The 24,840-nt window shown below is 61.7% G+C and carries 26 protein-coding genes; 8 read left to right on the forward strand and 18 right to left on the reverse strand.

The genetic code is table 11. The annotated features are described in order from the left end of the window. Positions 1-4: 4 nt before the first annotated feature. A complete protein-coding gene (locus tag JL2886_RS06490; RefSeq protein ID WP_065271264.1) occupies positions 5-1,162 on the forward strand; it encodes an acyl-CoA dehydrogenase family protein in 1,158 nt (385 codons plus the stop codon). A 16-nt stretch (positions 1,163-1,178) separates the two neighbouring features. On the opposite strand, the gene JL2886_RS19580 is transcribed toward JL2886_RS06490, so the two are convergent. Together JL2886_RS19580 and hemE are read right to left on the reverse strand one after the other, a co-directional pair. After that, positions 1,179-1,343 carry a hypothetical protein gene (locus JL2886_RS19580; RefSeq protein WP_165832675.1) on the reverse strand — a complete coding sequence of 55 codons (165 nt, stop codon included), beginning with the start codon at positions 1,341-1,343 and terminating at the stop codon, positions 1,179-1,181. A gap of 41 nt (positions 1,344-1,384) precedes the next feature. Next, on the reverse strand, positions 1,385-2,419 hold the full coding sequence (gene hemE, locus JL2886_RS06495; RefSeq protein WP_065271265.1) for a uroporphyrinogen decarboxylase: 1,035 nt from the start codon (positions 2,417-2,419) through the stop codon (positions 1,385-1,387). A gap of 111 nt (positions 2,420-2,530) precedes the next feature. On the opposite strand from hemE, the gene hemC reads away from it, so the two are divergent. Next, positions 2,531-3,490: a hydroxymethylbilane synthase gene (gene hemC, locus JL2886_RS06500; protein ID WP_065271266.1), complete on the forward strand. Its 960-nt coding sequence runs from the start codon at positions 2,531-2,533 to the stop codon at positions 3,488-3,490. A gap of 85 nt (positions 3,491-3,575) precedes the next feature. Then, positions 3,576-4,520, forward strand: coding sequence for a fatty acid desaturase family protein (locus tag JL2886_RS06505; protein WP_065271267.1), 945 nt, complete (start codon positions 3,576-3,578; stop codon positions 4,518-4,520). Between the two features lie 9 nt (positions 4,521-4,529). On the opposite strand, the gene JL2886_RS06510 is transcribed toward JL2886_RS06505, so the two are convergent. The 5 genes from JL2886_RS06510 to clpS all read right to left on the reverse strand — a co-directional run bounded on the left by JL2886_RS06510 (position 4,530) and on the right by clpS (position 8,672). Continuing rightward, on the reverse strand, positions 4,530-5,342 hold the full coding sequence (locus JL2886_RS06510) for a GH25 family lysozyme (protein ID WP_065273570.1): 813 nt from the start codon (positions 5,340-5,342) through the stop codon (positions 4,530-4,532). Between the two features lie 115 nt (positions 5,343-5,457). Continuing rightward, entirely contained in the window at positions 5,458-6,351 is an 894-nt protein-coding gene (hemF, locus tag JL2886_RS06515) for an oxygen-dependent coproporphyrinogen oxidase (protein ID WP_065271268.1), read from the reverse strand. A 66-nt stretch (positions 6,352-6,417) separates the two neighbouring features. Then, a complete protein-coding gene (locus JL2886_RS06520; protein ID WP_065271269.1) occupies positions 6,418-7,221 on the reverse strand; it encodes an SDR family NAD(P)-dependent oxidoreductase in 804 nt (267 codons plus the stop codon). Between the two features lie 101 nt (positions 7,222-7,322). Beyond that, complete coding sequence (locus tag JL2886_RS06525; RefSeq protein ID WP_065271270.1) at positions 7,323-8,318, reverse strand: class I SAM-dependent methyltransferase; 996 nt, start codon at positions 8,316-8,318, stop codon at positions 7,323-7,325. Positions 8,319-8,330: 12 nt separating this feature from the next. Next, positions 8,331-8,672 carry an ATP-dependent Clp protease adapter ClpS gene (gene clpS, locus JL2886_RS06530; RefSeq protein WP_065271271.1) on the reverse strand — a complete coding sequence of 114 codons (342 nt, stop codon included), beginning with the start codon at positions 8,670-8,672 and terminating at the stop codon, positions 8,331-8,333. An 86-nt stretch (positions 8,673-8,758) separates the two neighbouring features. On the opposite strand from clpS, the gene JL2886_RS06535 reads away from it, so the two are divergent. Both JL2886_RS06535 and JL2886_RS06540 read left to right on the forward strand, forming a co-directional pair. After that, positions 8,759-9,472, forward strand: coding sequence for an HAD family hydrolase (locus JL2886_RS06535; RefSeq protein ID WP_065273571.1), 714 nt, complete (start codon positions 8,759-8,761; stop codon positions 9,470-9,472). Positions 9,473-9,778: 306 nt separating this feature from the next. Beyond that, the gene (locus JL2886_RS06540; protein ID WP_065271272.1) at positions 9,779-11,329 is read left to right on the forward strand and encodes a D-alanyl-D-alanine carboxypeptidase family protein; all 1,551 of its coding nucleotides are present in this window, start codon (positions 9,779-9,781) and stop codon (positions 11,327-11,329) included. A 103-nt stretch (positions 11,330-11,432) separates the two neighbouring features. On the opposite strand, the gene ccoS is transcribed toward JL2886_RS06540, so the two are convergent. The 5 genes from ccoS to JL2886_RS06565 form a co-directional block, all read right to left on the reverse strand. Continuing rightward, positions 11,433-11,591: a cbb3-type cytochrome oxidase assembly protein CcoS gene (gene ccoS / locus JL2886_RS06545; protein ID WP_065271273.1), complete on the reverse strand. Its 159-nt coding sequence runs from the start codon at positions 11,589-11,591 to the stop codon at positions 11,433-11,435. 18 nt (positions 11,592-11,609) lie between these two features. Further along, on the reverse strand, positions 11,610-13,790 hold the full coding sequence (locus JL2886_RS06550; RefSeq protein ID WP_065271274.1) for a heavy metal translocating P-type ATPase: 2,181 nt from the start codon (positions 13,788-13,790) through the stop codon (positions 11,610-11,612). A gap of 5 nt (positions 13,791-13,795) precedes the next feature. Beyond that, entirely contained in the window at positions 13,796-14,269 is a 474-nt protein-coding gene (locus tag JL2886_RS06555) for a FixH family protein (RefSeq protein WP_065271275.1), read from the reverse strand. 3 nt (positions 14,270-14,272) lie between these two features. After that, positions 14,273-15,703 (reverse strand): cytochrome c oxidase accessory protein CcoG, encoded by a 1,431-nt coding sequence (ccoG, locus tag JL2886_RS06560; RefSeq protein WP_065271276.1) that lies wholly within the window; start codon positions 15,701-15,703, stop codon positions 14,273-14,275. Between the two features lie 332 nt (positions 15,704-16,035). After that, positions 16,036-16,944: a LysR family transcriptional regulator gene (locus tag JL2886_RS06565; RefSeq protein WP_065271277.1), complete on the reverse strand. Its 909-nt coding sequence runs from the start codon at positions 16,942-16,944 to the stop codon at positions 16,036-16,038. 98 nt (positions 16,945-17,042) lie between these two features. Between JL2886_RS06565 and JL2886_RS06570 the strand changes: the two genes are divergently transcribed. Together JL2886_RS06570 and JL2886_RS06575 are read left to right on the forward strand one after the other, a co-directional pair. Then, on the forward strand, positions 17,043-17,234 hold the full coding sequence (locus JL2886_RS06570; RefSeq protein ID WP_065271278.1) for a hypothetical protein: 192 nt from the start codon (positions 17,043-17,045) through the stop codon (positions 17,232-17,234). Between the two features lie 330 nt (positions 17,235-17,564). Then, positions 17,565-18,482 carry a DMT family transporter gene (locus JL2886_RS06575; RefSeq protein WP_065271279.1) on the forward strand — a complete coding sequence of 306 codons (918 nt, stop codon included), beginning with the start codon at positions 17,565-17,567 and terminating at the stop codon, positions 18,480-18,482. A 98-nt stretch (positions 18,483-18,580) separates the two neighbouring features. Here the strand turns inward: JL2886_RS06575 and ccoP are convergent, their stop codons facing one another. From ccoP to ccoN, 4 genes are read right to left on the reverse strand one after another with little or no spacing between them, the layout of a single operon-like run. Beyond that, positions 18,581-19,450 (reverse strand): cytochrome-c oxidase, cbb3-type subunit III, encoded by an 870-nt coding sequence (gene ccoP / locus JL2886_RS06580; RefSeq protein ID WP_065271280.1) that lies wholly within the window; start codon positions 19,448-19,450, stop codon positions 18,581-18,583. After that, positions 19,447-19,644 carry a CcoQ/FixQ family Cbb3-type cytochrome c oxidase assembly chaperone gene (locus tag JL2886_RS06585; RefSeq protein WP_065271281.1) on the reverse strand — a complete coding sequence of 66 codons (198 nt, stop codon included), beginning with the start codon at positions 19,642-19,644 and terminating at the stop codon, positions 19,447-19,449. Before JL2886_RS06585 ends, ccoP begins: the two co-directional genes overlap by 4 nt. A gap of 13 nt (positions 19,645-19,657) precedes the next feature. Next, positions 19,658-20,386 carry a cytochrome-c oxidase, cbb3-type subunit II gene (gene ccoO, locus JL2886_RS06590; RefSeq protein ID WP_065271282.1) on the reverse strand — a complete coding sequence of 243 codons (729 nt, stop codon included), beginning with the start codon at positions 20,384-20,386 and terminating at the stop codon, positions 19,658-19,660. Positions 20,387-20,399: 13 nt separating this feature from the next. Next, positions 20,400-22,010 (reverse strand): cytochrome-c oxidase, cbb3-type subunit I, encoded by a 1,611-nt coding sequence (gene ccoN, locus JL2886_RS06595; RefSeq protein ID WP_065271283.1) that lies wholly within the window; start codon positions 22,008-22,010, stop codon positions 20,400-20,402. A 204-nt stretch (positions 22,011-22,214) separates the two neighbouring features. Between ccoN and JL2886_RS06600 the strand changes: the two genes are divergently transcribed. Next, positions 22,215-23,054: a universal stress protein gene (locus JL2886_RS06600; RefSeq protein WP_065273572.1), complete on the forward strand. Its 840-nt coding sequence runs from the start codon at positions 22,215-22,217 to the stop codon at positions 23,052-23,054. A gap of 95 nt (positions 23,055-23,149) precedes the next feature. Here JL2886_RS06600 and JL2886_RS06605 read toward each other — a convergent pair whose 3' ends face one another. Both JL2886_RS06605 and glyA read right to left on the reverse strand, forming a co-directional pair. Next, entirely contained in the window at positions 23,150-23,407 is a 258-nt protein-coding gene (locus tag JL2886_RS06605) for a GlsB/YeaQ/YmgE family stress response membrane protein (protein WP_065271284.1), read from the reverse strand. Positions 23,408-23,455: 48 nt separating this feature from the next. After that, complete coding sequence (gene glyA / locus JL2886_RS06610) at positions 23,456-24,793, reverse strand: serine hydroxymethyltransferase (protein WP_065273573.1); 1,338 nt, start codon at positions 24,791-24,793, stop codon at positions 23,456-23,458. Positions 24,794-24,840 lie beyond the last annotated feature (47 nt).

A 24,840-nucleotide genomic window follows, 5' to 3' on the forward strand; every position in this document is an offset into this window, starting at 1 on the left:
CCCCATGACAGCGCATAGCTCCCCCTGGATGACGGACGAACTGGCGATGCTGCAGGACAGCTGCCGCAGTTTTTTCACCGCCGAGATGACCCCGCACGAGGAACGCTGGCAGAAGCAGGGCCATATCGACCGGGAGTTCTGGAACAAGGCCGGGGAATTCGGCCTCCTCTGCGCATCGGTCCCCGAGGAATACGGCGGCATGGGCGGCGATTTCCGGCACGAGGCGGTAATCACCACCGAACAGTTCCGCGCCGCCGGGTTTTCCGGCTTTGGCAATTCCGTCCATAGCCAGATCTGCGCGGGATATATCCTTGATTATGGCACCGAAGATCAGAAACAGCGCTGGCTGCCCAAGATGGCCAGCGGCGAAATGGTCTGCGCCATCGCCATGACCGAACCCGGCACCGGGTCGGACCTGCAGAACATCAAGACAAACGCCCTGCGCGACGGCAACGATTACGTGCTGAACGGCTCCAAAACCTTCATCACCAATGGTCAGCAGGCGGATCTGATCATCGTTGTCTGCAAAACCGATACCACGCAGGGCGCCAAGGGGATCTCGCTTCTGGTGGTGGAAACCGAGGGCGCCGAAGGATTTGCACGGGGTCGCAACCTCGAGAAACTGGGCCTCAAGAGTCAGGACACATCAGAGCTGTTCTTTGACGAGGTGCGCGTGCCGCCCGAGAACCTTCTTGGCGGGATCGAGGGACAGGGGTTCTATCAGTTAATGAAGGCGCTGCCGCAGGAACGGTTGGTGATCGCGCTTGGCGCCGCCGCCGTGATCGAGAAGGCGCTGGAGGATACCATCGCCTATACCTCAGAGCGGCGTGCCTTTGGTCAGGCGCTGATCGAGATGCAGAACACCCGATTCAAGCTGGCCGAGGCCAAGACCATCGCCCATATCGCCCGCGTGTTCCTGGATGACTGCGTCGCCAAGCACCTGCGCGGAGAGCTGGACGCCGCCACCGCGTCAATGGCGAAATGGTGGGTCACCCAGATGCAATGCGATGTGGTTGACGAATGCCTGCAGCTGCACGGCGGCTACGGCTACATGCTGGAGTACCCAATCGCCAATATGTACGCCGATGCCCGTGTGCAAAAGATCTACGGCGGGTCGAACGAGATCATGAAAGAGCTGATTGCCCGCACCCTGACCGAATAAGGCCGAACGGCGCGGCTCAGCCGTCCTTCTGGGCGGCTGCGGCCTTCTTCATGCGGGCCAGCAACTCTGCCTTGGTTTCGCGCTTGCTGTAGGGGTTCTTGTCGGTGCCCTTGGCGTTATGCTCGCTGTGGCGGGGTTCGTTGCGGCCCGGTTTCTGGCCGCCTTGCTTGCTGTAATCCATTACTCTCGCTCACATATTGACTGGCTGAACGCGACGCACGATCAGGCTTCGCGGACCGTATCGATCATCAGCTGCACATTGTCCGGGTCGGCGTCCGGGGTGATCCCGTGCCCAAGGTTGAAGATATGCGGCCCGCCGCGCAGGGCGTTGACGATGCGGCGGGTGTCATCGATCAGATCCTGACCACCGGTCACCATGTGACGCGAGGCAAGGTTGCCCTGCACGCAACCATCGACCTGCACATATTCAGCGACCCATTCCGGGGTCACCGAATTATCCACCGCTACGCAATCGACACCTGTTGCCTTGGCAAAACCGATATACTTGTCGCCCGCCTCACGCGGGAAACCGATGACGGGAATACCGGGATGACGCTCTTTCAGCGCTGCGGTGATCTGGCGGCAGGGTTCCAGCGCGTACTTCTGGAAATCCTCGCCTTTCAGCGATCCGGCCCAGCTGTCGAAGATCTTCACCACTTCGGCGCCCGCCTCGATTTGTTTCGACAGGTAATCGATGGTGGCCTCGGTGATGCGGGTCAGAAGCGCCTCGAACAGCGGACGGTTTTCTGCCTTCAACGCATGGGCAGGCCCCTGATCCGGGGTGCCGCGTCCGGCGATCATATAGGTCGCCACGGTCCAGGGCGCCCCGGCAAACCCAATCAGAGCCGTCTCGCTGGGCAATTCCTGTTTCAAAATGCGCAAGGTGTCGTAGATCGGGTTCAGCGTCTCGTGGATGTCGCTGACCGGGCCAAGCTTGGCAAAATCCGCATCGGTGGTGATGGTCGACAGGCGCGGCCCTTCGCCGGTGACGAACCACAAATCCGCGCCCAGCGCCTGCGGCACCAGCAGGATATCGGCAAACAGGATCGCCGCATCAAACCCGTAGCGGCGGATCGGTTGCAGGGTGACCTCGGCTGCCAGTTCGGAATTGTAGCACAGCGACAGGAAATCCCCGGCCTGGGCCCGCGTCGCGCGGTATTCCGGCAGATAGCGGCCCGCCTGACGCATCATCCAGATCGGCGGCACATGCTGTTTTTCGCCTGCCAATGCGCGCAGCAGTTTCTTCTGTTCGGCCATGGGATCCCTCGCTTCTCTCTTGGGTACTGAGGTCTAGGCTGAGCGGCAAATTGTCAAGGGTGGTGAGGCCGATGCTTGTCACGGCATAATGTCGCGAATAAAGGTTCTGACATGACACAGAACCTGCCCTCCCCCGCTTCGCCCCTGAAGATCGGCACCCGTGGCTCGCCGCTGGCCCTGGCTCAAGCCCATGAGACGCGCGACCGTCTGGCCGCCGCGTTCGAGCTGCCGCAGGAGGCCTTCGAGATCGTCGTCATCAAAACCACCGGTGACAATCAGGCGCTGATCGCAGCAGACCGCCCGCTGAAGGAGATCGGCAACAAGGGCCTGTTCACCAAGGAAATCGAAGAAGCGATGCTGACCGGCGCCATCGACATCGCGGTGCATTCGATGAAGGACATGCCAGTGGCGCAACCTGTGGGTCTGGTGCTGGATTGCTACCTGCCGCGCGAAGACGTGCGCGATGCTTTCATCTCCCCGAGCCTGTCCTCGATCACCGAACTGGCGCCGGGCTCTGTCGTGGGCACCTCCTCGCTGCGCCGCCGCGCGCAATTGCTGAACCGCCGTCCCGATCTGAAAGTGGTGGAGTTCCGCGGCAACGTGCAGACCCGCCTGAAGAAACTAGACGACGGCGTGGCCGAATGCACCTTCCTGGCGATGGCCGGGTTGAACCGTCTGGCGATGGAGAACGTGCCCGCAACCGGCATCGACACGGACGACATGCTGCCCGCCGTGGCGCAGGGCGCCATTGGCATCGAACGGCGCGCAGACGACAGCCGCGCCGGTGATATGCTGGCGGCCATCCACGATGGGGTCACCGCACAGCGTCTGGCCGCCGAACGCGCCTTTCTGGCCGCGCTGGACGGGTCTTGCGAAACGCCCATCGCGGGCCTTGCGGAGCTTGATGGCACCACCCTGCGCCTGCGCGGCGAAGTGCTGCGTCCCGATGGCTCCGAAGCCCTTCAGGATGCGCAGACCTGCGCGATCGAGGACGGACCGGAGCTGGGCCGTGAAATGGCGGCAAAACTGCTGGAGCAGGCCGGGGAAGGTTTCTTCGACTGGCGCGGCTGACCGCCCCGCCCCGGACCTGACGCCACGGTTTTCTTGACCTGTTTGCGCTTCTGCTGGAAGCCTGAGGCTTGGGAGGACTACACGCATGACACCGGGAAAAACATATCTCAGCTCTGACGAAATTCGCCCTTTGGCGGAACGATCGGATCCTATGGGACTGTGGTTGCTACTGCACTGCTGGGGCACGATTGCCCTGGCGATCGCGCTCTTCGCGCTCTGGCCCAATGTTCTGACCTTTGTACTCGCCGTGATGGTGATCGGCTCGCGCCAGCTGGGGCTGGCGATCCTGATGCACGAGGCAGCCCATAACGCGCTGTTCAAGACCCGCCGCTGGAATGAGCTTGCCGGGGACTGGCTCTGCGGTCGCCCCATTCTCGCGGATCTGGGCGCCTATCGGCATTACCATCTGACCCATCACCGGTTCACCCAGACGGACAAGGACCCCGATCTGGTCCTGTCGTCGAAATTCCCCACCTCCCGCGCCTCGCTGCGGCGCAAGTTCACCCGCGATCTGACCGGGCAGACCGGCATCAAACAGCTTTTGGGCCAGATCGCCATGTCCCTGCAGCTGGCCGGAGATGACGACGCGATCAAGGCAGCGAACTCCGATTTCGCCCAAAGCTTCAAGGCGCCGCGCCTTTGGGGGGCACTGCCGGTATTTTTCGGCATTGCCCTGCTCATCAGTCTGATTGGCGACTGGTGGTGGGGGCTTGCCTTCTGGCTGCTGCCCTATCTCACTTGGTTCCAGTTCGTGCTGCGGGTGCGCAACATCGCCGAGCATGGCGCCACCGAGCAATCCGAAAACCCGCTGCAGAACGTGCGCACCACCCGCGCAGGCCCGCTCGCCCGGCTTCTGGTGGCGCCCTATTGGGTGAACTACCATCTGGAGCATCACATGGTAATGCACGTTCCCTGCTGGCAGCTCAGACGCATGCACGCCCTGTTGCTGAAAAAGGGGCTGGGGGAGCAGATGCGCATCGCGAAAGGGTATGGTCAGGCCTTGGCCGAGGCAGGCTGGCGGCGAGCCTGATCCTGCGCCCTACTGTTCCAGCTGGCCGGACCAGCGCAACCAGCTTTCGGGACTGTCGTGGAACACATTGAGGTCCACGTCGCCATCGATCCCCGGCACCCGCCCGGTGCCGGTGTATTGCCAGAGCCGCCAGAAGGCGCTGGGATAGGTCTGGCGCGGATGCCCGGCGACAGAACGCAGCCAGAACTCCGTGCCGCGCAGTCGACCGATGCCGGTTTCGGCAAAGAAATCCACCGTGGTGTAGATGACCGGGCGGCGGCCATAGTGAGCCTCCAAAATATCCAGAAACTTACGCGCCTCAGAGCGGATATGCGCACCATCGGGGCGATGCCTGCAGGTCTTTGAGTGGTGGTTCCACTCCATATCCAGAACATGGGGCAGCGCCTTTGCATCACGCGGCACGTTGCGGATGAACCACCGCGCCTGCTCCCGCGCAGGGCGACAGAAGTAGAAATAGTGATAGGCCCCGCGCGGCATCCCTGCCCGTGCAGCGCCGCGCCAGTTGTCGCCGAACTCCGGATCCAGCAGATCCCCGCCCTCGGTCGCCTTGAGATAGGCAAAGGAGACGCCTGCCGCCTTGGCCGTGTCCCAGTCGATGTCGCCCTGCCAGCGCGACACATCAATTCCGTGAATGGCATAGGAGTAGGGCGTGCGTCCCTCCCATGAATGCGGATCGCTGTCCTCGAACCGGGGATAGGTCACCAGCCGGGCCAGCTGTGCATCGGACGGAAGCTGGGTCGGCGCCGGGCGCTCCGGCTCGGGCCGGGTGCCGCAAGCAGCCAGTGCCATAAGGCAAAGGGCCGACATCAAAAAGAACCGCATCATCCCTCCGCACACAAACAAACACAGTCTTTTGCCCCGCCTCTGGCTCGCGCGGACTACATCCTCGGATTTTTTCGCAGAAACCGATATGCCCGGAGCCAGTTTGCTGCGCCGCTCAGACCCATTTGGCCAGCGGTGGCAGGCTCATCAGAACCGCATTAGCATCGTGCCCGGTTTCCAAACCAAACTTTGTCCCCCGGTCATAGACCAGATTATACTCGGCATAGAGGCCACGATGCACAAGCTGCGCCTCCTTGTCCTTGTCATCAAAAGGCTGAACCCGGCGCTTTTCCACCAGCGGCAGATAGGCTGGCAGGAAGGCGCGGCCAATGTCCTGGGTCAGGGCGAAATCCGCTTCCCAGTCACCAGTGCAGCGATCATCCATGAAGATGCCGCCAACCCCGCGCGCACGGTGGCGATGCGGGATGTAGAAATACTCATCCGCCCATTCCTTCAGGCGCGGATAAAGATCGGCGCCATGCGGGTCGAGATGCTTTTTCTGCTGGGCGTGGAAATGCGCGGTATCTTCGGCATACTCGATGCAAGGGTTGAGGTCCGAGCCGCCGCCGAACCACCAGGCATGCGGGGTCCAGAACATGCGGGTGTTCATGTGAACCGCAGGCACATGCGGGTTCTGCATATGCGCAACCAGCGAAATGCCCGAGGCCCAGAACCGCGGGTCATCCTTCATGCCCGGAATGCCCTTGCGCGCCGCCATGGCGTTCTGCGCCCGCTCGCCCAGCGTGCCGTAGACCTCCGAGATATTGACGCCAACCTTTTCAAAGACACGGCCGCCCCGCATCACGCTCATCAGCCCGCCGCCCGCGTCCGACCCGTCATCCGCGGTGCGCTTCGTCTCGCTCACCTCGAATCGGCCCGGCGCCTGATCCGAGAAGGGGCCGGTGTCATGGCTCGCCTCAAGCGCCTCGAAGGCCGCGACGATCTCATCGCGCAGGGTGCGGAACCAGGCGGCGGCGCGGGCTTTTTCGTCTTTCATTTCAGCAGTCATCTCAGAGCGTCTTTCGGTACTTGTGGGACGCCGCGCTGCGTGAGCGCAAGCAAGCCCCGGAATTCATCAGTGAACAGGAGCGGCAACGGAATCCAGCAGCGTGCGACCACCATCGACCGTCACGATCTGGCCCGTCATGAAACTGGCCGCGTCCGAGGCAAGGAACTGCGCCGTTTCGGTCAGCTCGGTCGGTGCGGCGATGCGGCCCAGCGGTGTGTGATCTTCGATATCCTGACGATAGGCGCGGTTGTCCTTGAGCGTGCCCCTGAGCGACGCGCTCATCACCGAGCCAAAGGCAATGGAATTCACCCGGACCCCATGCGGCGCATAAGAGACAGAGAGCGACCGGGTCAGCTGATCCAGCGCCGCCGAAGCCACCGAATAGGCCATCAGATCGGGGTGGGTCCGCCGCGCCGCGATCGACGACAGGTTGATGATGGCCCCGCGCGCAGCGCCCGGCTCGCGCCCCTCGCCCTGCTTGATCATCCGCCGCGCCGCCTGCTGCGATAGACGCAGTGTCGGCAACAGGTTCTCGGTCAGCAGCAGTTCCAGCGACTCATCCTTCGGGTCCAGCGGGTCACTAGGGACCACCTGACGGGCGCCGTTGACGAGGATATCCACGTCTTCGAAGGCATCGATGGTCGCCGACAACAGATTGGCAATAGTCAGCCTTTCGCGCAGATCCCCGGCGAAGTAGCGGATGTTGCTTTCGTCGGCCTGCTCTCCCAGTTCGGCGATCAGGGCCGCCTCGTTGGTGTCGGCAAACATGACGTTGGCACCGGCATCCGCGAACTGCTTGCCAATGGCCAGACCAATCCCGCTTGAGGCGCCGGTCACGATGGCAGTTTTGCCGGAAATCGAAAAGGACATTCGGGCACTCCAGAATGTTGCGTCGCGTAGTGAAAACTGAGCCGGAGCCTAGACCGGACCATTCGGTTTGAAAACCTGCAATACGGGGTGACCTTACCGCCCTAACGCCGCTGCCGTTTGGGGCGGCTGGCGTGCAGCACCTTGAACCGGTTGTCGCCGGCAGCTTCCTCGACCGCGGCAAACCGCTCTGACAGGGTGATCTCATAGGGCAGATGCCGGTTGGCAACCATCCACAGATGCCCCGAGGCGGTCAGCATCTCGGCAGCGCGGGAAATGAAGGCCTTCCCCAGCTCCGGCTCAGCGCTGCGGCCGCTATGAAACGGCGGGTTCATCACCACCGCGTTCATCTGCCCCGGCGCCTTCCAATTGCGCACATCGGCCCAGTGGAACTGCGCCCGGTCATCGGCAACGTTGCCCCGCGCGCAGGACAGCGCGTCATGATTGGCCTCGACCAGGTGTAGCTCTTCGATTTCAGGGTGGCTCAGCATTTGCCGGGACAGATACCCCCAGCCTGCGCCGAGATCAGCAACGGCACGGCCAAGTTTTGCAGGCAGGGCGTCGACCAGTAGTTTCGAGGCCGGATCGATTCCGTCAGCGGAAAACACTCCCGGCACGGTCACGAAGCCCTCAACCTCAACGCCGTCTGCGGGCGGCAACCAGTCGGACAGCGCATCACCGCCGCCATCGAACCAGAAGACCTTGCCATGCGCCTTGGACACCGGTTCGGACGGGGACATGCGTTTGCGCAGTTCCTTCAGGATGGAATCGATCCCGTCCGTCTTGGCCCCATCTACCAGCACCGGACCGTCCGTCAGGGCCGAAGCCTGCGCCACCGCCATCCGCGACTGCGCCTTGGCGCGGGACAGGAACACCACGGCAGCGGCAAACCGCATGTCATCCGGCAATTCGGGGCGACAATCGTACCCTTGCGCGGCAAAGGCATCGTATTCACCGCGCATCGGCTGGATCAGCACCAGCTGATCCTTTGGCAGGCACGACAGATCGTGCTCCGCGCGCGGGTGGAAAACGGCGATACGGCCCTCTGCAGGCACCGCAAAGCCGCCCGTCTCAAGAGCGAGCGACAGGCGAACGGACATAGCGGGACCTCTTCAGTCTTCTTTTTCCATGGTGCATTGCAGCGGATGCTGATGGCGACGGGCAAAATCCATCACCTGCGCGACCTTTGTCTCGGCGATCTCGTGGCTGAAAACACCAACCACGGCCAGACCTTTTTTGTGCACGGTCAGCATGATTTCAAACGCCTGCGCGTGTGTCATGCCAAAGAACCGTTCCAGCACCATGACCACGAATTCCATCGGGGTGTAGTCATCGTTGAGCAGCAGAACCTTGTAGCGCGGCGGTCGCTGGGTTTTCGGCCGGGTCTTGGTCAGGACACCAAGATCGCTGTCGTCGTCCGAGTTGTCCGTCATCATCACTGGCTGAAGCAGCATAGCGTCTCTATTCCGGTCGTGCTTGGATTGGTTTCATCGCATATATAGCGTTTTGACCGCGCAGGAAAAGAGAGTGTATGGCCTCAGTGACACGCAATTTGACGACAATCGGTTTTGATGCCGATGACACCCTCTGGCACAACGAGCGCTTTTTTCGTGTCACGCAAGAGCGTTTTGCCGAGTTGTTGCAGGATCATACGCCGCAGGACATGGGTCCCGATGCGCTAGCCGCGCGGCTGCTGGAGGCGGAAAAGCGCAACCTCGGACGCTATGGCTACGGCGTGAAGGGCTTCACCCTGTCGATGATCGAAACCGCCATAGATGTCACCGAATCACAGGTCCCGGCCAGCGTCATCAAAGAGCTGATCGTCGCCGGACAGATGATGCTGTCCTATCCGATCGACCTGCTGCCCCATGCCCGTGAGGCCGTGGAGAAACTGGCTGGTGACTACCGTATCGTATTGATCACAAAGGGTGATCTTCTGGATCAGGAGCGCAAACTGGCGCAATCGGGGCTGGGCGATCTGTTCGATGGGGTCGAAATCGTTTCGGAAAAAACCGCCCCGATCTACCACGATATCTTCGAGCGGCACGGGACCGGCGCGGCACAGGCAATGATGGTGGGAAACTCCATGCGCTCGGACGTGGTACCGATGATCAAGGCCGGAGGCTGGGGCACCTATGTGCCGCACGGGCTGATCTGGGAGGTTGAGCACGCCGAGGCACCTGAGCGGCACCCTCGGTATCACGAGATTTCGGACCTTGGCTGCCTTCAGGATCTGATCCGGGAAATCGGATAGAACTCAACCCGCAAGCCACACAGCTCGACGCGCCAAAAACCTGTTGCCGAAACGCATCGCCTAGACTGATTTTTCAGCGCTGCAAAGCGGGCCAGACGCCCAATTTTCCACCTTTTTGGTCAACACTTTTTTAACCAAACGCACATCTAGGCAACGCACTCAAAGCCGCTACAACATGTCGGTATATGTACCTGCCGCAGCTGCAGAACCGGTCACGGAAATGGTTTATTCCAGCGCCATCACATGCTACCGTTTTGTTAAAGAAGTAGAACAGTCAGCCGGAAAACCGGCGGCGAGAGGCAGAAAATGGCAGATATCGTGCAGGTCAGGTGTATTCCGCTGACCCACGCCCTGCGGGCATTCGCCCGGCAGATGGCTTGGGCCTTGGGTGTTGTTCTAACAGTCGCGTTGGTGGGCCTTCCGCCTACCCAGGCAACCGCCGCCCCCTATGCGGCAATGGTCGTGGATGCCCGGACCGGCGAGGTGCTGCACTCGCGCAACGCCGACACACGCCTGCACCCGGCTTCGCTTACCAAGATGATGACGCTCTACATCGCGTTTGAAGCAGTCCGGAACGGTGAAATATCGCTGGATAACAAGGTTCGCATCAGCAGCAACGCTGCCTCCGAGCCGCCCTCCAAGCTCGGACTTCGCTCGGGGCAGCGCATCGCATTTCGATATCTGATCCGTGCCGCCGCAGTGAAATCAGCCAATGACGCCGCGACCGCCATCGGCGAAACTCTGGCCGGATCCGAAGCCGCCTTTGCCCGCCGCATGACCCGCACCGCAAAGGCGCTTGGCATGTCCCGCACGACCTTCAAGAACGCCCATGGTCTGACCGAAAGCGGCCATATGTCCACCGCCCGGGACATGACCACCCTGGGACGTCACATGCTTTATGACTACCCCGAGTATTATAACCTGTTTTCGCGCACCTCCACCGACGCCGGCGTGCGCGTCGTGCCCAACACAAACCGCCGCCTTCTGGCGGCCTACAAGGGCGCTGACGGGATCAAGACGGGTTATACCCGCGCCGCCGGTTTCAACCTCGTGGCTTCGGCCAAGCGCGGCAACGAGCGAGTGATCGCTACCGTGTTCGGCGGTAAATCCTCGACCTCGCGCAACGCCAAGGTCGCAGAGCTTTTGGACCTCGGCTTCCGCCGTGCCCCGGCGCACGCGAAACTGCGCAAACCGGCGATGCCCGCCTATGTGGGCAACCAGAACATCCAGGTGGCTGATGGCGCCGCAGGCAAGACCATCCGCGTCAGCGGCCGGGTCCAAACCAGCCTGCGTCCGCGCCTGCGCCCCGCAACCGAGCCTGCCGAAGATACAGCGCCGGTGCTGGTCGCCGAAGCCAGCCAGACCACAGAAGAAACCGCTGCGGATACCGTGGCATCGACGCCCAAGCTCGACCCCGAGATCCTGCAGGCCAGCGTCGAAGCCGCAATCACCGAAGCCAAAGTGGTTCCCGCCTCTGCCGAGAAACCGACCGTTGGCACGGCTGTAAAGACCTTCTTCAAGGGCCTGCGCCCCGTCGCCCGCCCGGCCAGATTGGCAAAGGCAGAGACCGCCGCCGAGCCGGAACCGGTTGTTGTCACCCGTCTTTCGACCTCCGGGGGGCGCTACTGGGGTATCAACGTGGGCCGCTACACCAACCGGTATGAAGCGGAAAAGGTCCTGCTGCGCACGGCCCTGTCGGAAATGGAAACGCTCAATGGCTCGCTGCGCAAGGTGTCCAAATCCAGATTGGGGTTTGAAGCCAACTTCCTTGGCATGAGCAAGGAAAGCGCGGAACTGGCTTGTCGGCGCCTACAGGCCCGCAACGTGACCTGCGATACATTGGGACCCGCCTCCTGACCCCCTTGCCCATGCAAGGGACAAGGCACCAGACCACCAGAAACGAAAAAGGCCCCGGACGACGGGGCCTTTTCTTTTGTGTGATCCTGCACAGCGCCACGGGTCAGGGTTTCGGGTGATCATCCCATTCATCGCTCAGGATGCGCCGAGCATCGCCTTCGGGATCGTCATACTGGTTCGACCGCACGGTGTAGATAAAGGCGACAAGCGCCGCCCCGCCCAGGATCAGCGAAATTGGGATCAGGTAGGACAGGACGCTCATCTTGCGGACTTTCTCAGCTCAGGATTTCAGGCGCAACGCGTTCAGCGATACGGTGATCGAAGAGCTGGACATCGCCAGCGCCGCGATCAGGGGCGTTGCCAGCCCCGCCACAGCCAAAGGCACCGCGATCACGTTGTAAAGGGTGGCAAGGCGGAAATTCTCGCGGATCCGGCGGATCGCCTTTTGCGCCACGGTGCAGGCATCGGCGATGGGTTCCAGATCTTGCCCCAATAGCACGATATCCGAGGCCACGCGCGCCGCATCGAGCGCCGAGGCAGGTGAGATCGACACATGCGCCGCCGCGAGGGCCGCAGTGTCGTTCAGACCGTCGCCGACCATCAGCACCTTGCGCCCCTGCCCTGCAAGCATGCGGATGCGCCCAGCCTTATCCTCTGGCAGCGCCTCGGCCACCCATTTTTCGATGCCAAGCCGCTTCGCCAGCGCCTCCACCGCGCCGGTGGTATCGCCCGAAATCAGTAACACGTCCTTACCCGCCGCCTGCAGCGCACGCACCGCTTCGGCCGCGCCGGGACGCAGCGCATCAGTGAACAGGAAACCGCGCGGATTGCCATCGCCGGTATCAAGCCAGGCAGCCGTCTGACTGCCCTGCGCGGCGCCGACCCAGGCCGCCCGGCCCAGCCGCACGCGGCGGCCTTGGAAAATGCCTTCAGTGCCGTAGCCCGGCACCTCTTTCAGCTCAGAAACCTCAGCCGGAGTGATCCCGGCCTCCCGCGCGGCACGTGCCAGCGCCACCGACAGCGGATGCGCTGAGGGCGCGGCCAGTGCCAGCGCGATTTCCAGATCGGATTGCGCCATCTCGTCCAGATTGACCAACTGGGGTGTGCCAGCCGTCAGGGTCCCGGTCTTGTCAAAGACAACGGTATCCACGCCTGCAAGCCGTTCCAACGCAGTGGAATGCTTGATCAGCATGCCCTTCTTGAACAGCCGTCCCGAGGCCGCCGTGGTCACCGCAGGCACCGCAAGGCCCAGCGCACAGGGACAGGTGATGATCAGAACCGCCGCAGCGATGTTCAGCGCCGTGCGCACATCAAAGGTGTAAAGATACCAGCCCACAAAGGCGAGCGCTGACAGGATGTGCACCCCGGGCGCATAGAGTTTGGCGGCCTTGTCGGCCAGCGATGTATAACGCGAGCGGCCCGACTCGGCGATCGCCACCAGATCGGCCATGCGATGCAGAGAGGTATCCTCCCCCACCGCCGTTGCGCGAATGGTCAGTGGCCCGGTCAGGTTCACCTCACCCGCCGAAACCCCGGTGCCGGGACCAGCAAAGACTGGCAGCGTTTCCCCTGTCAGCAGGGACCGGTCCAGTTCCGAATGCCCATCGGTCACTTCCCCGTCCACCGGCATACGCCCGCCGGGACGCACCAAGATCAGATCGCCGATGGCCAGATCGGCGACAGGGACCTCATATTCCTGACCGTCCAGAAGCCGGATCGCCCGGGGCACCTCAAGCGCTGCAAGCTCCTGCGCTGCCGACCGCGCCACGGCACGGGTGCGATAGTCCAGATAACGGCCTGCCAACAGGAAAAAGGTCAGCGTCAGCGCTGCATCGAAATAGGCATGTTCCCCCGACAGCGAGGTTTCCCAAAGCGAGGTCACCAGCGCCAGAACCAGAGCGAGGACAATGGGCACATCCATATTGAGGCGCCCGACCTTCAGTGCGCTCCAGGCGTTCTTGAAGAAAGGCTGCGCCGAGAAAATGATCGCCGGAAAGGTGATCGCCGCCGAAATCCAGTGGAACATGTCCCGCGTCGCGTCCGAAGCTCCGGACCAGACAGAGATCGACAGCAACATGACGTTCATCGAGGCAAAGCCCGCAACCGCCAGCCGCATCAGTAGATCCCGGCCTGCGGTATCGTTCTGGGTTGCCGCAAGGGCGGTCACATCCAGCTCATGCGCCTCATACCCCAGATTTTCGAGCACCGGGATCAGATCGGCGGCGTGTACATCTGGCTCCGCTTCGATCAGAGCCCGTTTCAGGGTCAGGTTAACCCGCGCCGATTTTACGCCCGGATGGGCGTTCAGCCCGCGCTCGACCGCGGAAATGCAGCCCTGACAGTGGATTGACGGCAGGGACAAGGCCAGCCGTGCGTCTGTCGGAGCCTGTTCCACAGCTCCAGACGGCGCCGCAACGCAGCCCGGGCACACTGCCATCTGAGGACGCATCGGAGCCGTCATCTGCGTTACCCTTTTGCCACGTGCAGGATGACCCGCTGAGTGAACTCAGTGCCGTTCTGGGCCCGCGCCACCATCCGGATATTCCAGTTCCCAGCACCCAGTTTGGCAGGCGCGACATAGGCCTGGCCGTTGAACTGGAAGTCAGGGTTCTGGTCGTCCTTCACGTGGGTTGCCCGGCCCAAAGTGGCCGTCAGTTTGGCCACTTCGACCGGGTTGCCATCCCGGTCGGTGATCTCAAGCTTTACCTGACCGTCCTGAGCCGAGGCATAGACCGACCAGCCCAGCGCCTCTTGGGCGGTGCGACGGGCATCGAACTCCTGGCTGGCGGTGTAGGAGTTCTTCACCTCCAGACCAGGAAAGGTTTTCACAGCATTGACCGCCAGCGCAATATTGACGCCGATGATGACCGTGAAAGCGCCGCCGAACACCATCAGCGCATGGCGACCAGTGAACTCACGCTGGGGTTTGTCTGCCGCCATGGTTCAGTTTCCTTTCCCGTTGAAGGTCGTATCCTTGTAGGCACGCTCGCCGCTGTTTAGGTCTTCGACCCAGATCCGGACCGGGGTCGACTCGGCTCCGGACGCAGGCGCTCCCTTAGGGGTAACAATATAAACCCGTTGCAGGAAGGCGGTGTCGGCAGGCACCTGAACCGAGGCATAGGGCGTGCCTTCCAGCTGGATCCGCATTTCCGGCTCACCCTTGATCGACAGCTCGAACTGGCGCGGCTCCCCATGCTTGTTGCGCAGGCGCACATCATAGGTGTTGCGGACGGAGCCATCCGACAGGGTAACGAAGGTCGGGTTGCGGACCGGTGCGACGGTCAGATCGATGTCCGGGCGGATGAACAGAGCAAACACCAGCGCAAAGCCAACAACAGCCCAGAGCGAGGTATACATGATCGTGCGTGGACGCAGGATATGTTTCCAGACGCTGCGCGGTGGCTGACCAGCGCGTTCGTTTGCCTCGTCCGACAGCGCCATATAGTCGATGAGGCCCCGCGGCTTGCCGATCTTGGCCATGACATCGTCACAGGCGTCGATGCACAGGGCGCAGGTGATGCACTCCAGTTGCTGGCCATCCCGGATGTCGATACCCATCGGACAGACGTTGACGCAGGCCATGCAGTCGATGCAATCGCCCATTTCCTGCGACTCGGCAGATTTGCGATGCTTGCCGCGCGGCTCACCCCGCCACTCACGATAGCCGACGGTCAGCGTGTCCTCATCCATCATCGCCGCCTGAATACGCGGCCAGGGGCAGGCGTAGATGCAGATCTGTTCGCGCGCAAAGCCACCAAAGAAGAAGGTGGTCAGGGTCAGCACCAACATGGTGGTATAGGCGATGGGGTGCGCCTGCAGCGTCACCAGATCGTGCAGCAGTGTCGGGGCATCGGAGAAATAGAAGATCCAGGCACCGCCGGTTGCCAGACCGATCAGGAACCAAGCCGCCCATTTGGTGACACGCAGCCGCGCCTTGCGGAAATCCATCTTTTTCTGACGGTGCAGACGCAGGCGGGCGTTCCGGTCACCCTCGATCCAGCGTTCCACAAGAATGAACAGGTCCGTCCAGACCGTTTGCGGGCAGGCATAGCCACACCAGACCCGGCCCAGCGCCGAGGTGAACAGGAAGAGGCCCAGCCCCGCCATGATCAGAAGACCGGCCACGAAATAGAATTCATGCGGCCAGATTTCGATCCAGAAGAAATAGAAGCGGCGGTTGGCAAGATCCAGCAGCACCGCCTGATCGGGCAACGACGGCCCCCGGTCCCAGCGGATCCACGGCGTGATGTAGTAGATGCCCAGCATCACGGCCATCAGATACCATTTGAGATTGCGGAACATGCCCGATACGCGCCTTGGGAAAATCGGCTCCCTGGCGGCATAAAGGCTTGGGGCGGGATCGGAATCGCTCACGGACTCACTCCACTGAATTTGCTCTTTGTCTTGCGTTCTCACAGATGCGGCGCAGCACAGCTTTGACGTGGATCAAAAAGGATATCGGACAAATATCTTTGCCAGCGTCCTGCCACCCTTTGATCACGTCAAAAAAACCGGCCACCAACTACCGTGATAGGTTGACGACATACGTCTGAAACGGTTGTCAGCGACCTTATATGGATGCGCAACGCGACCTTTTTGCACGTCTCCGCATCTGCAAACGTCTCTGTGACCAAGGGATCATAGGCGCGCAACCGGGATCGGCGGGCTCACAGGCGCAGCTTCACAAAATTGTGTTGTCCCGCCCGTCAGTTATCGCCGGTGTCATCCTCCGCCACAGCATTCGGAACCTGCCGGTGCTTCCTGAGCCAGGCGATGAATTTGCGGGCCTGCGACCGCAACACGCCGGGCCGGGTCACGATGTGATAACCGCGCGTGTCGTCCTCTGTGAACAGGTCCACCAGCCGCCCTGCCCTGATGTCCTCTTCGACAAAGGCGCGCACGCTGACCGCCGCGCCCTGCCCGCCGCGCACCGCCTCCATCAGAAGATTTCCAGGCAGCCGGACCCGGGGGCCACGTAGGGCGTCGACGACACCACGGGAGACAAGCCATTTGGCCGCCTCCGTGGTTCCCAATTCCTCAAGCCAGGGAAAATCGAGCAGGTCCTGCGGCGAAGACACGCTACGCCCATCAAGTAGATCCGGCGCCGCAACCACGGACATCGGCGATTGCAGCAACATCTCAGCCGCCAACCCGGACCAATCGCCAGAACCATAACGCAGCGCAATGTCGATCCCGCCCGGCGTCAGTTCGACCAGTTCGCCACTTGGGTCCAGCACCATATCCACCTCAGGATGCAGGGCGCGGAACTCTGCAAGGCGCGGCATGAGCCACTGTGCCGCAAACATCGGCGTGCAACTGACATGTAACGGCCGCTGCGCGCCAGAAACGGTCAGGTCCTGAACCGCTGTCTGAATCGCACTGAACCCCAGTTGCAGTCCGCGCGCCAGATGCTCCCCCTCGCGCGTCAGCCGCAGCGCCCGGCCACTGCGGTCCAGAAGCGCCACGCCCATATGGCGTTCCAGTGCCCTGAGCTGTTGGCTAATGGCAGCGTGGCTGACATTCAGCGCCGCCCCTGCCTTCACCACATTCGACGTTTCGGCAAAGGCAGAAAAGGCTCTGAGCGCAGCTAGAGGCGGCAGGCTAAACCACTCCATATGTAATCCTGACTTACATAGTGACTTTTTTCCTGAGTCGCATGAAACGCGTTTTGGCGCAACAGTACCGGACATGTTCAAACTCAGGAGGCATCGAAATGCTGACCGACATCTACGCACGCACCGTATTCACCGCGACCCGCCTAGACTGCGCCCCCCTGCGGGATATGCCACCCGCCAAACCGCTGCCCCAGCCACGGAGCCGCCTTGGCCGGATCAAAGCCTGGCTTACACGGCGCATCAGCCAACCAGCGCGGCGCACCCGCTGCATCGACCCGCAGAAAATCTAGGAAGAAAAAGCGTCGGCTTTTCAGGAAACGCGCGAACAGATCGAAAAGCCGACGCCTGTACCCGCCTAACCAGCACGTCGGTACCGGCGGGATGCGAAGGACCCGGCAGGAAAGCATCACCCTGATGCCTATCGCCCTGCAGGGCCTGTTTCTCTTTGAAACGATATAAGCACGCGACAGCCCAACGCGATTTGACACGGATCAAGTCACGCAAACTATAGGCGCCAAATTGGACAGAAACTGCCGCCCGGCTGCGCGTCTCTGACTGGGCCCGCCGCAGGTCGCCCTGGAATTCTTGCCGGAATTCCAAACCGGTGCTATCGGCTTTGGATGTCAGATCGCTCTTCCAGCCCGCTTCCTGCCGCGCCATCGCTTGTTCTAGCCAGCGCGGGCGTGCTGTTTGCTTCGCTCTGCTTCGGCGCGCTGCCGTTCTTTGCCCGCAGCCTGACCGAACAGGGCATGCCGCCCCACATCATCGCCTTTTACCGTTTCACCCTGGCGGCAGTGGTCCTCTCGCCGCTGCTGTTCCTGCACCGGGACAAAGCCCGCGCAATCCTGTGGGGGATGGCGGCCGGGGCACTGATGGGGCTTGGCTGGATTGGATATGTCAGCGCCCTGCGCAGCGCGCCGGTCTCCGTGGTCGGGGTTCTTTACATGACCTACCCGGTGTTCACGCTGCTGATCGCCTGGGTGCTGTTTCGTGACAGACCGCCCCTGCGCGCCGTCTGGGCCGCCGGTCTGATCGTGGTTGCCGCGACAATCGCCAGCGGCCCGGGTGCGGTCCCTGCTGCCGCGCTGCCCGCCTTGGCGATTTCTCTGGCGGCGCCCTTGGGGTTTGGATTTGGCATCACCGTGCTAGTCTACCGGCTGACCGTTCTTCCGCCTTTGGCCCGGATCGCGGCGGTCTCGTTAGGATCCGTTCTGGGCCTCTTACCGCTGGTGATGACGACGGATGCGGCTGCAATGGTCCCCAACAGCGGCGAAGGCTGGCTTTTGTTGCTGGGGATCAGCCTCGGCACGGCGCTGGTGCCGCAGTTGGTCTATTCCGTCTGCAGCCCGATGATCGGCGCCGCGCGCACAGCTGTCATTGGCAGCATCGAACTGCCAACCATGTTCGCGGTAGGTGTCATCGCCTTTGGAGAGCGGATCTCTCTGGCGCAGGCCATCGCGTGCGCCCTGATCCTTGCGGCGATCATGCTGAGCAGCCAGACTAGGCGCACGGTCGCCCCCCACAGGGCAGGCCCCTGAACCGGCAAGACCAAGCAGCCCGGGCAAAGGTAAAATGAAAAGGGCCACCCGTTGGGCAGCCCTTTTACGTGTTCCGATATTTGCTGTGGAACCCAGTCTTATTCGCCGCCACCCAGCTGGTGTACATAGGCGGTAACCGCGCGGATCTCGGCCTCGCTGAGGCGGAGGTTCCAGGCCGGCATCACACCGTAACGCGCATTGGTCACGGTCTCCGTCAGCGTGTCGTAATCGCCGCCATAGAGCCAGATCGCATCGGCCAGGTTCGGAGCGCCCTGAGCGCGATCACCGGTGCCGTCTTCCATGTGGCAGGACGAACAGTTGTCTTCAAAAACAACAGCGCCTGCTTCGACTTTGGAGGCATCCTGCGCTTCGCCCGACAGGGACATGACGTAGTTCACGACCTGATCGATCTCTTCGGCTTCGAGCAGCTCATCCCGGCCAAAGGCAGGCATCGCGGAGTAGCGCGCATCGTCGCTGTCCTCGTTGCGGATGCCGTGGGCCACGGTCGCGTGGATGTCTTCCACCGAACCACCCCAAAGCCAGTCGTCGTCCAGCAGGTTGGGATAACCCTTGGCACCTGCAGCGCCAGATCCGTGACACTGGGCACACCAGGTCTTGAACACGGCGGAGCCAGCCGACACCGCATAGGCATTCAGATCCGGGTCCGCCGAAATCTCGGTCAGGTCGGTTTCGACCAGCTTGGCATTGGTCGGGGCGTTTGCCTCTTCCACGGCCGCGATTTCACTGGCCACATCTGCACGGGTCGACCAGCCCAGCACCCCGGCCGTGGCCGAGTTGATCATCGGCCATGCCGGATAGGCGATGGTGTAACCAATGCCCCAGATGATGCAGAGGTAGAAGGTGTAGAGCCACCAGCGCGGCATCGGATTGTCGAACTCTTCGATCCCGTCCCATTGATGGCCGGTTGTCTTCGGATCGCTATCGAACTTTTGTGGTTTCTTACTCATGTCCGCGCCTCCTTGGCTTTACCCTTTGCTGGGGCGGGTTTGTCGTCATGCCGGAAGGGGATATCTGCCGTGTCGCGGTAGACCCGGTTGCTGCCTGGGCGGAACACCCAGACAACGACCCCGATGAAAAAAGCGAACAGCATCAACAGCATCCAGCTGTCTGCGAACTGCCGCAGGAGTGTGTATTCTTCCATCTGTCCCTCCCGCTTAGCGGCTTGCATCCGGGGTGAAGGTCGAGAAGTCGACCAGAGTCCCCAGCATCTGCAGATAGGCGATCAGAGCGTCAGCTTCGGAAACACCCGGCTGGCCATCAAAGTTACGCACATTGATGTCTTCGCCATAGCGCTCCATCAGGCCGTCGTAATCGCTGTCGGGATCCGCTTGCGCCATGAAGTCGGCTTGCGCGGCTTCGACCATCTCGTCGGTGTAGGGCACGCCCAGGATCGCATTGGTGGCCATGATGTCACCGATGTATTTGCCGTCCAGCATGGTCCGCTCAAGGAAGCCATATTTGGGCATCACCGATTCCGGCACCACCGACTGCGGATTGCGCAGGTGGTCCACGTGCCACTCATCCGAGTAGCGGCCACCGACACGGGCCAGATCCGGCCCGGTCCGCTTGGACCCCCACTGGAACGGGTGATCGTACATCGATTCCGCCGCCAGCGAGTAGTGACCATAGCGTTCGACCTCGTCCCGCATGGGGCGGATCATCTGGCTGTGGCAGACGTAGCAGCCTTCACGGATGTAGACTTCGCGACCAGCCATCTCCAGCGGGGTGTAGGGACGCATGCCCTCCACCTCTTCGATGGTGTTTTCCAGCCAGAACAGCGGTGCGATCTGCACCAGACCACCGATGGTCACAACCAGGAAGCTGCACACCAGAAGGAGGGTCGCGTTGGTCTCGAGGATTTTATGTTTGTCGAGAATTGCCATTGTCCGGCCCTCCTTATTCAGCCGGGACCGAGACCGACAGGCTGGCTTCTTTGGCCGGCGCCCGACGGACGGTCATGATGAGGTTGTAGCACATGATGATCGCACCGGTGAGGTACATGACCCCGCCTAGACCGCGCACCACATACATCGGAAGCTTTGCAGCCACGGTGTCGGCAAAGGAGTTCACCAGGAAGCCATTCGCATCCACTTCGCGCCACATCAGGCCTTCCATGATGCCGGTCACCCACATGGAGGCGGCATAGAGAACGATACCGATGGTGGCGAGCCAGAAGTGCCAGGACACCATCTGCAGCGAGTAGAGACGCTCACGTTTCCACAGAACCGGCACCAGGAAGTAGAGGGCACCGAAGGTGATCATGCCATTCCAGCCAAGAGCGCCGGAGTGTACGTGACCGATGGTCCAGTCGGTGTAGTGCGACAGCGAGTTCACGGCGCGGATCGACATCATCGGACCTTCGAAGGTGGACATGCCGTAGAAGCCGACCGAGATCACCATCATGCGGATGACGGGGTCGGTGCGCAGCTTGTCCCAGGCACCCGACAGGGTCATCAGACCGTTGATCATACCACCCCAGGACGGCATCCACAGCACGATCGAGAACACCATGCCAAGGGTCGAGGCCCAGTCAGGCAGCGCGGTGTAGTGCAGGTGGTGCGGACCAGCCCAGATGTAGATGAAGATCAGCGCCCAGAAGTGGATGATCGACAGTTTGTAGCTGAACACGGGACGTTCGGCCTGTTTCGGGATGAAATAGTACATCATCCCGAGGAAGCCAGCGGTCAGGAAGAAGCCCACCGCGTTGTGGCCATACCACCACTGCACCATCGCATCCTGCACGCCGGGCCAGACGATGACCGATTTGGACCCCCAGATGGAGACCGGGATAGTCAGGTTGTTGACCACGTGCAGCATCGCGACGGTCACGATGAAGGCCAGGTAGAACCAGTTGGCGACGTAGATATGCGGCTCTTTCCGCTTGATCAGCGTGCCCAGGAATACAGCAAGATAGGCGACCCATACGATGGTCAGCCACAGGTCAACATACCATTCCGGCTCGGCGTATTCCTTGGACTGGGTCCCGCCCAGGACATAGCCGGTTGCGGCCAGAACGATGAACAGCTGATAGCCCCAGAACACGAACCACGCCAAGTTGCCGCCCCAAAGCCGCGCCGCGGAGGTGCGCTGAACGACATAGAAAGAGGTTGCCAGAAGCGCGTTGCCCCCGAAGGCGAAGATCACCGCCGAGGTGTGCAGCGGACGCAGACGGCCAAAGTTGGCAAAGCCCTGCGCCCAGTCGAAGTTCAGAACCGGAAAGGCCAGCTGGAAGGCAATAAACGTGCCCGCCAGAAAACCAACAACGCCCCAAAAGGCGGTGGCAATGACCCCGTAGCGCACGACGCTATCGAAATATTCGTGCTCCAGATTGCCGGTGGCCGGTACCGGCTCATCCGTCTTGCGAAGTGTGTAGAGGAAAAGCCCACCAGCCACGAGCATCACGATGATCGCGTGCACCTGGTAAGCCAGATCGCGCGCATAGTTGATCCCGATCATCGCAAAGAGCGTGACCAGACCAAGCGCTATCAGCTTGAGATAATTAGACATCTTGCGTCCCTTTAACATGTACCGCGCGATTCTTCCGCCACGCGGGACCTTTTTAGACCGAGTTTGTGATGCAGAACGCGCCGCTTCCATGCATTGATCTGCATCAAGACAATTGCCAAACAAGTGTGACACATCATTTATGGCACAGCCATTGAAACGCGGTCCCTTCTGGGGATTTTGCGCTATTTCCACCAAGGGATGACAATGACCTACAAAACCTTCTTATCCGTTCTGACTAACCAGAACACCGCCGCAGCTCCGCTGGCTCAGGCCGCCGCTCTGGCAGAGCATTTTTCCGGCCATACCGAGGTTCTGTGCCTTGGCGTGGACCGGACCCAAACGGGGTACTACTACGCCGGTGCCAATGCCATGATCATCCAGGAAGCCATGGTACGGGCGCAGGAAGAAGCAGCAGAGGTCCAAACCCACGCCGCAGAGGTCATGGAGCGTAGTGGCACGCCCTTTTCGACCGATATCGCCATCGCGCCGGTGGCCGATCTGGGCCGCCACGTGGCGCATCATGCGCGATTCTCGGATCTGGTGGTGCTCGGCAAACCCTACGGCGAAGGCATCGGCGTAGAGGCAGAGCCCGTGGTTGAAGCGGCCCTGTTTGAAGGACGCACCCCGGTTCTGGTGGTGCCGGATGACGCCGAGCCGATCACCCAGCCGAAAACCGTGCTGCTGGCTTGGAACGAAAGCATCGAGGCTATGACCGCGATCCGCAAAGCGCTGCCCTTCCTCGAAGGCGCCGAGGTGGCCCGCATCGTCGTCATCGACCCGCCGCAGCACAGCCCGGAACGGTCCGATCCCGGCGGGATGCTGGCGCAGATGCTCTCGCGCCATGGCGTAAAATGCGAAATCGACGTGCTCAGCAAGACGATGCCACGGGTTTCGGACATCCTGAACCGTCATGCCACCGATACCGGTGCGGATATGATCGTGATGGGCGCCTATGGCCACTCCCGTTTCCGCGAGGCGATTCTGGGCGGCGCGACCCGCAACATGCTGGAAAAAGCGACCGTTCCAGTCTTTATGGCCCACTGATTTCACTGCCTGACCACGCGTGGCTGGCAAAGAAACGACGCAAACAAAAGGCGCCCGATCAGGGGCGCCTTTTTACATTCTGTCGCAGGGCTGGCTCAGCGTGCTTTTCGGACCAACCCTATGACAAACAATAGAATCACCGCGCCGATGGTGGCGTGGATCACCGAAGCCAGCACCCCGCCACCAACGGCAAAACCAAGAGCCGGGAAAATCGCCCCCGCCAGAAAGGCGCCAACGATCCCCACGATGATATTGCCAATGACGCCAAACCCGCGCCCCTGCATGATCTTGCCCGACAGCCAACCTGCCAAGGCGCCGATGATCAGCATTCCGATCAGACTTTCGAAGTGCATATGATTTCTCCCCTGTTTCAGGCAGCTTAGCTGCGAAGCCCTGCGAGGTCACGCCCGCACGTAATGCATGCCCTGGAACCGTGCCCGCATCGCGCGGGTGCGCGGTGCCACGGCTGCGGGATCGTTCCCGATCAGCCCCTGCGCGATCAGCGCCGCCAGTTCCGGCGCATCCGCAGGCGTGACACCCCGGCGCACCAATTCGGGCGTTCCGATGCGCAGACCGTTCATGTCACCCGGCACCTCGGCAATTGGCAGGCCGATCCCACAGGCCAGGAACCCGGCTTTCCGCAGGGTTTTGGATGCTGCCTGCCCACCACCGAAACCAGCGGCTTCAACCGCGAACTGATGCGATTGGGTTGCCTTTCCTGCGCCTTTGAACACCGGCAGTCCAAGCTTTTCCAATTCATCCGCCAGCGCCTGCGCCAGGTCGATCATAGCCTTTGCGTAGGCGGGGCCATAGTCGATCCAATCCAGAAGGCTGACCGCCAGCGCCGCCGTCTTGGCCGCGTCAAAATTGGCCGTCATCCCCGGAAAGGCGATGGCATCAAGCCGCTCAGCAACCGCCGCGTCATTGCTGACAATCAGCCCCCCGGCCGGTCCGCCAAGGCTCTTGTAAGTGCTCATCGTCATCAGATGGGCGCCCTCCTGTAGTGGATTGGCCCAGGCGCCGCCCGCGATGATACCGCATTGATGCGCCGCGTCGAACAGCACCTTTGCGCCGACCTCATCTGCGATGGCGCGGACCTCTGCCACCGGGTGCGGAAAGAGGTTCAGGCTGCCTCCGATGGTGATCAGGCTTGGCTGCACCTCATGCGCCATACGGCGCAAGCCATCCAGATCCACGGTGTAGCCATCCGCGTGCACTGGCGCCGGATGTGTTTTCAACCCGTAAAGCCCCGCACAGCCCGCCTCATGGTGCGTCACATGTCCACCCACGGTGGCGGGCGGCGCGATGATACTGTCCCCCGGCTGCGTCAGAGCCATGAAACCATAGAGATTGGCGAGCGCGCCGGAGCCGACCCGAACCTCGGCATAGGCCGCCTGAAACACCTCGGCGGCCAATTCGGCGGCGATCACCTCGATCTCCTCAATGGCCTCCAGCCCCATTTCATATTTGTCGCCAGGATAGCCCAGCGACGGCCGACTGCCGAGCCCGGATGACAACACCGCCTCGGCAGCCGGGTTCATCACGTTGGTGGCTGGGTTGAGGTTGAAACACTCTTCATCGTGGATTTCCGCATTGCGTCGGATCAGCGCATCGATCCGCCCCGACAGCCTCTCGGTCGTTGCAGCGGCAGTCTGCTGTGCAATCTCCTGCACATGAGCCTCGCAGGCCGCTGGCACCCAAGGGCGCTGTGCAAGGCGTTGTTTTGCCGGATCAGTCATGTGGATCATCCCTGTTGCGGATCTATTGCGTTGCCTCAGTGAAGCCG

The organism is Phaeobacter gallaeciensis, assembly GCF_001678945.1.
GTDB lineage: Bacteria > Pseudomonadota > Alphaproteobacteria > Rhodobacterales > Rhodobacteraceae > Phycobacter > Phycobacter gallaeciensis_A.

Bases quoted from the DNA above. Each gene is read 5' to 3' on its own strand.
- JL2886_RS06490 (WP_065271264.1), top strand. From the start codon at position 5: ATGACAGCGCATAGCTCCCCCTGGATGACGGACGAACTGGCGATGCTG.
- JL2886_RS19580 (WP_165832675.1), bottom strand. From the start codon at position 1,343: ATGGATTACAGCAAGCAAGGCGGCCAGAAACCGGGCCGCAACGAACCC.
- hemE (WP_065271265.1), bottom strand. From the start codon at position 2,419: ATGGCCGAACAGAAGAAACTGCTGCGCGCATTGGCAGGCGAAAAACAG.
- hemC (WP_065271266.1), top strand. From the start codon at position 2,531: ATGACACAGAACCTGCCCTCCCCCGCTTCGCCCCTGAAGATCGGCACC.
- JL2886_RS06505 (WP_065271267.1), top strand. From the start codon at position 3,576: ATGACACCGGGAAAAACATATCTCAGCTCTGACGAAATTCGCCCTTTG.
- JL2886_RS06510 (WP_065273570.1), bottom strand. From the start codon at position 5,342: ATGCGGTTCTTTTTGATGTCGGCCCTTTGCCTTATGGCACTGGCTGCT.
- hemF (WP_065271268.1), bottom strand. From the start codon at position 6,351: ATGACTGCTGAAATGAAAGACGAAAAAGCCCGCGCCGCCGCCTGGTTC.
- JL2886_RS06520 (WP_065271269.1), bottom strand. From the start codon at position 7,221: ATGTCCTTTTCGATTTCCGGCAAAACTGCCATCGTGACCGGCGCCTCA.
- JL2886_RS06525 (WP_065271270.1), bottom strand. From the start codon at position 8,318: ATGTCCGTTCGCCTGTCGCTCGCTCTTGAGACGGGCGGCTTTGCGGTG.
- clpS (WP_065271271.1), bottom strand. From the start codon at position 8,672: ATGCTGCTTCAGCCAGTGATGATGACGGACAACTCGGACGACGACAGC.
- JL2886_RS06540 (WP_065271272.1), top strand. From the start codon at position 9,779: ATGGCAGATATCGTGCAGGTCAGGTGTATTCCGCTGACCCACGCCCTG.
- ccoS (WP_065271273.1), bottom strand. From the start codon at position 11,591: ATGAGCGTCCTGTCCTACCTGATCCCAATTTCGCTGATCCTGGGCGGG.
- JL2886_RS06550 (WP_065271274.1), bottom strand. From the start codon at position 13,790: ATGACGGCTCCGATGCGTCCTCAGATGGCAGTGTGCCCGGGCTGCGTT.
- JL2886_RS06555 (WP_065271275.1), bottom strand. From the start codon at position 14,269: ATGGCGGCAGACAAACCCCAGCGTGAGTTCACTGGTCGCCATGCGCTG.
- JL2886_RS06565 (WP_065271277.1), bottom strand. From the start codon at position 16,944: ATGGAGTGGTTTAGCCTGCCGCCTCTAGCTGCGCTCAGAGCCTTTTCT.
- JL2886_RS06570 (WP_065271278.1), top strand. From the start codon at position 17,043: ATGCTGACCGACATCTACGCACGCACCGTATTCACCGCGACCCGCCTA.
- JL2886_RS06575 (WP_065271279.1), top strand. From the start codon at position 17,565: ATGTCAGATCGCTCTTCCAGCCCGCTTCCTGCCGCGCCATCGCTTGTT.
- ccoP (WP_065271280.1), bottom strand. From the start codon at position 19,450: ATGAGTAAGAAACCACAAAAGTTCGATAGCGATCCGAAGACAACCGGC.
- JL2886_RS06585 (WP_065271281.1), bottom strand. From the start codon at position 19,644: ATGGAAGAATACACACTCCTGCGGCAGTTCGCAGACAGCTGGATGCTG.
- ccoO (WP_065271282.1), bottom strand. From the start codon at position 20,386: ATGGCAATTCTCGACAAACATAAAATCCTCGAGACCAACGCGACCCTC.
- ccoN (WP_065271283.1), bottom strand. From the start codon at position 22,010: ATGTCTAATTATCTCAAGCTGATAGCGCTTGGTCTGGTCACGCTCTTT.
- JL2886_RS06600 (WP_065273572.1), top strand. From the start codon at position 22,215: ATGACCTACAAAACCTTCTTATCCGTTCTGACTAACCAGAACACCGCC.
- JL2886_RS06605 (WP_065271284.1), bottom strand. From the start codon at position 23,407: ATGCACTTCGAAAGTCTGATCGGAATGCTGATCATCGGCGCCTTGGCA.
- glyA (WP_065273573.1), bottom strand. From the start codon at position 24,793: ATGACTGATCCGGCAAAACAACGCCTTGCACAGCGCCCTTGGGTGCCA.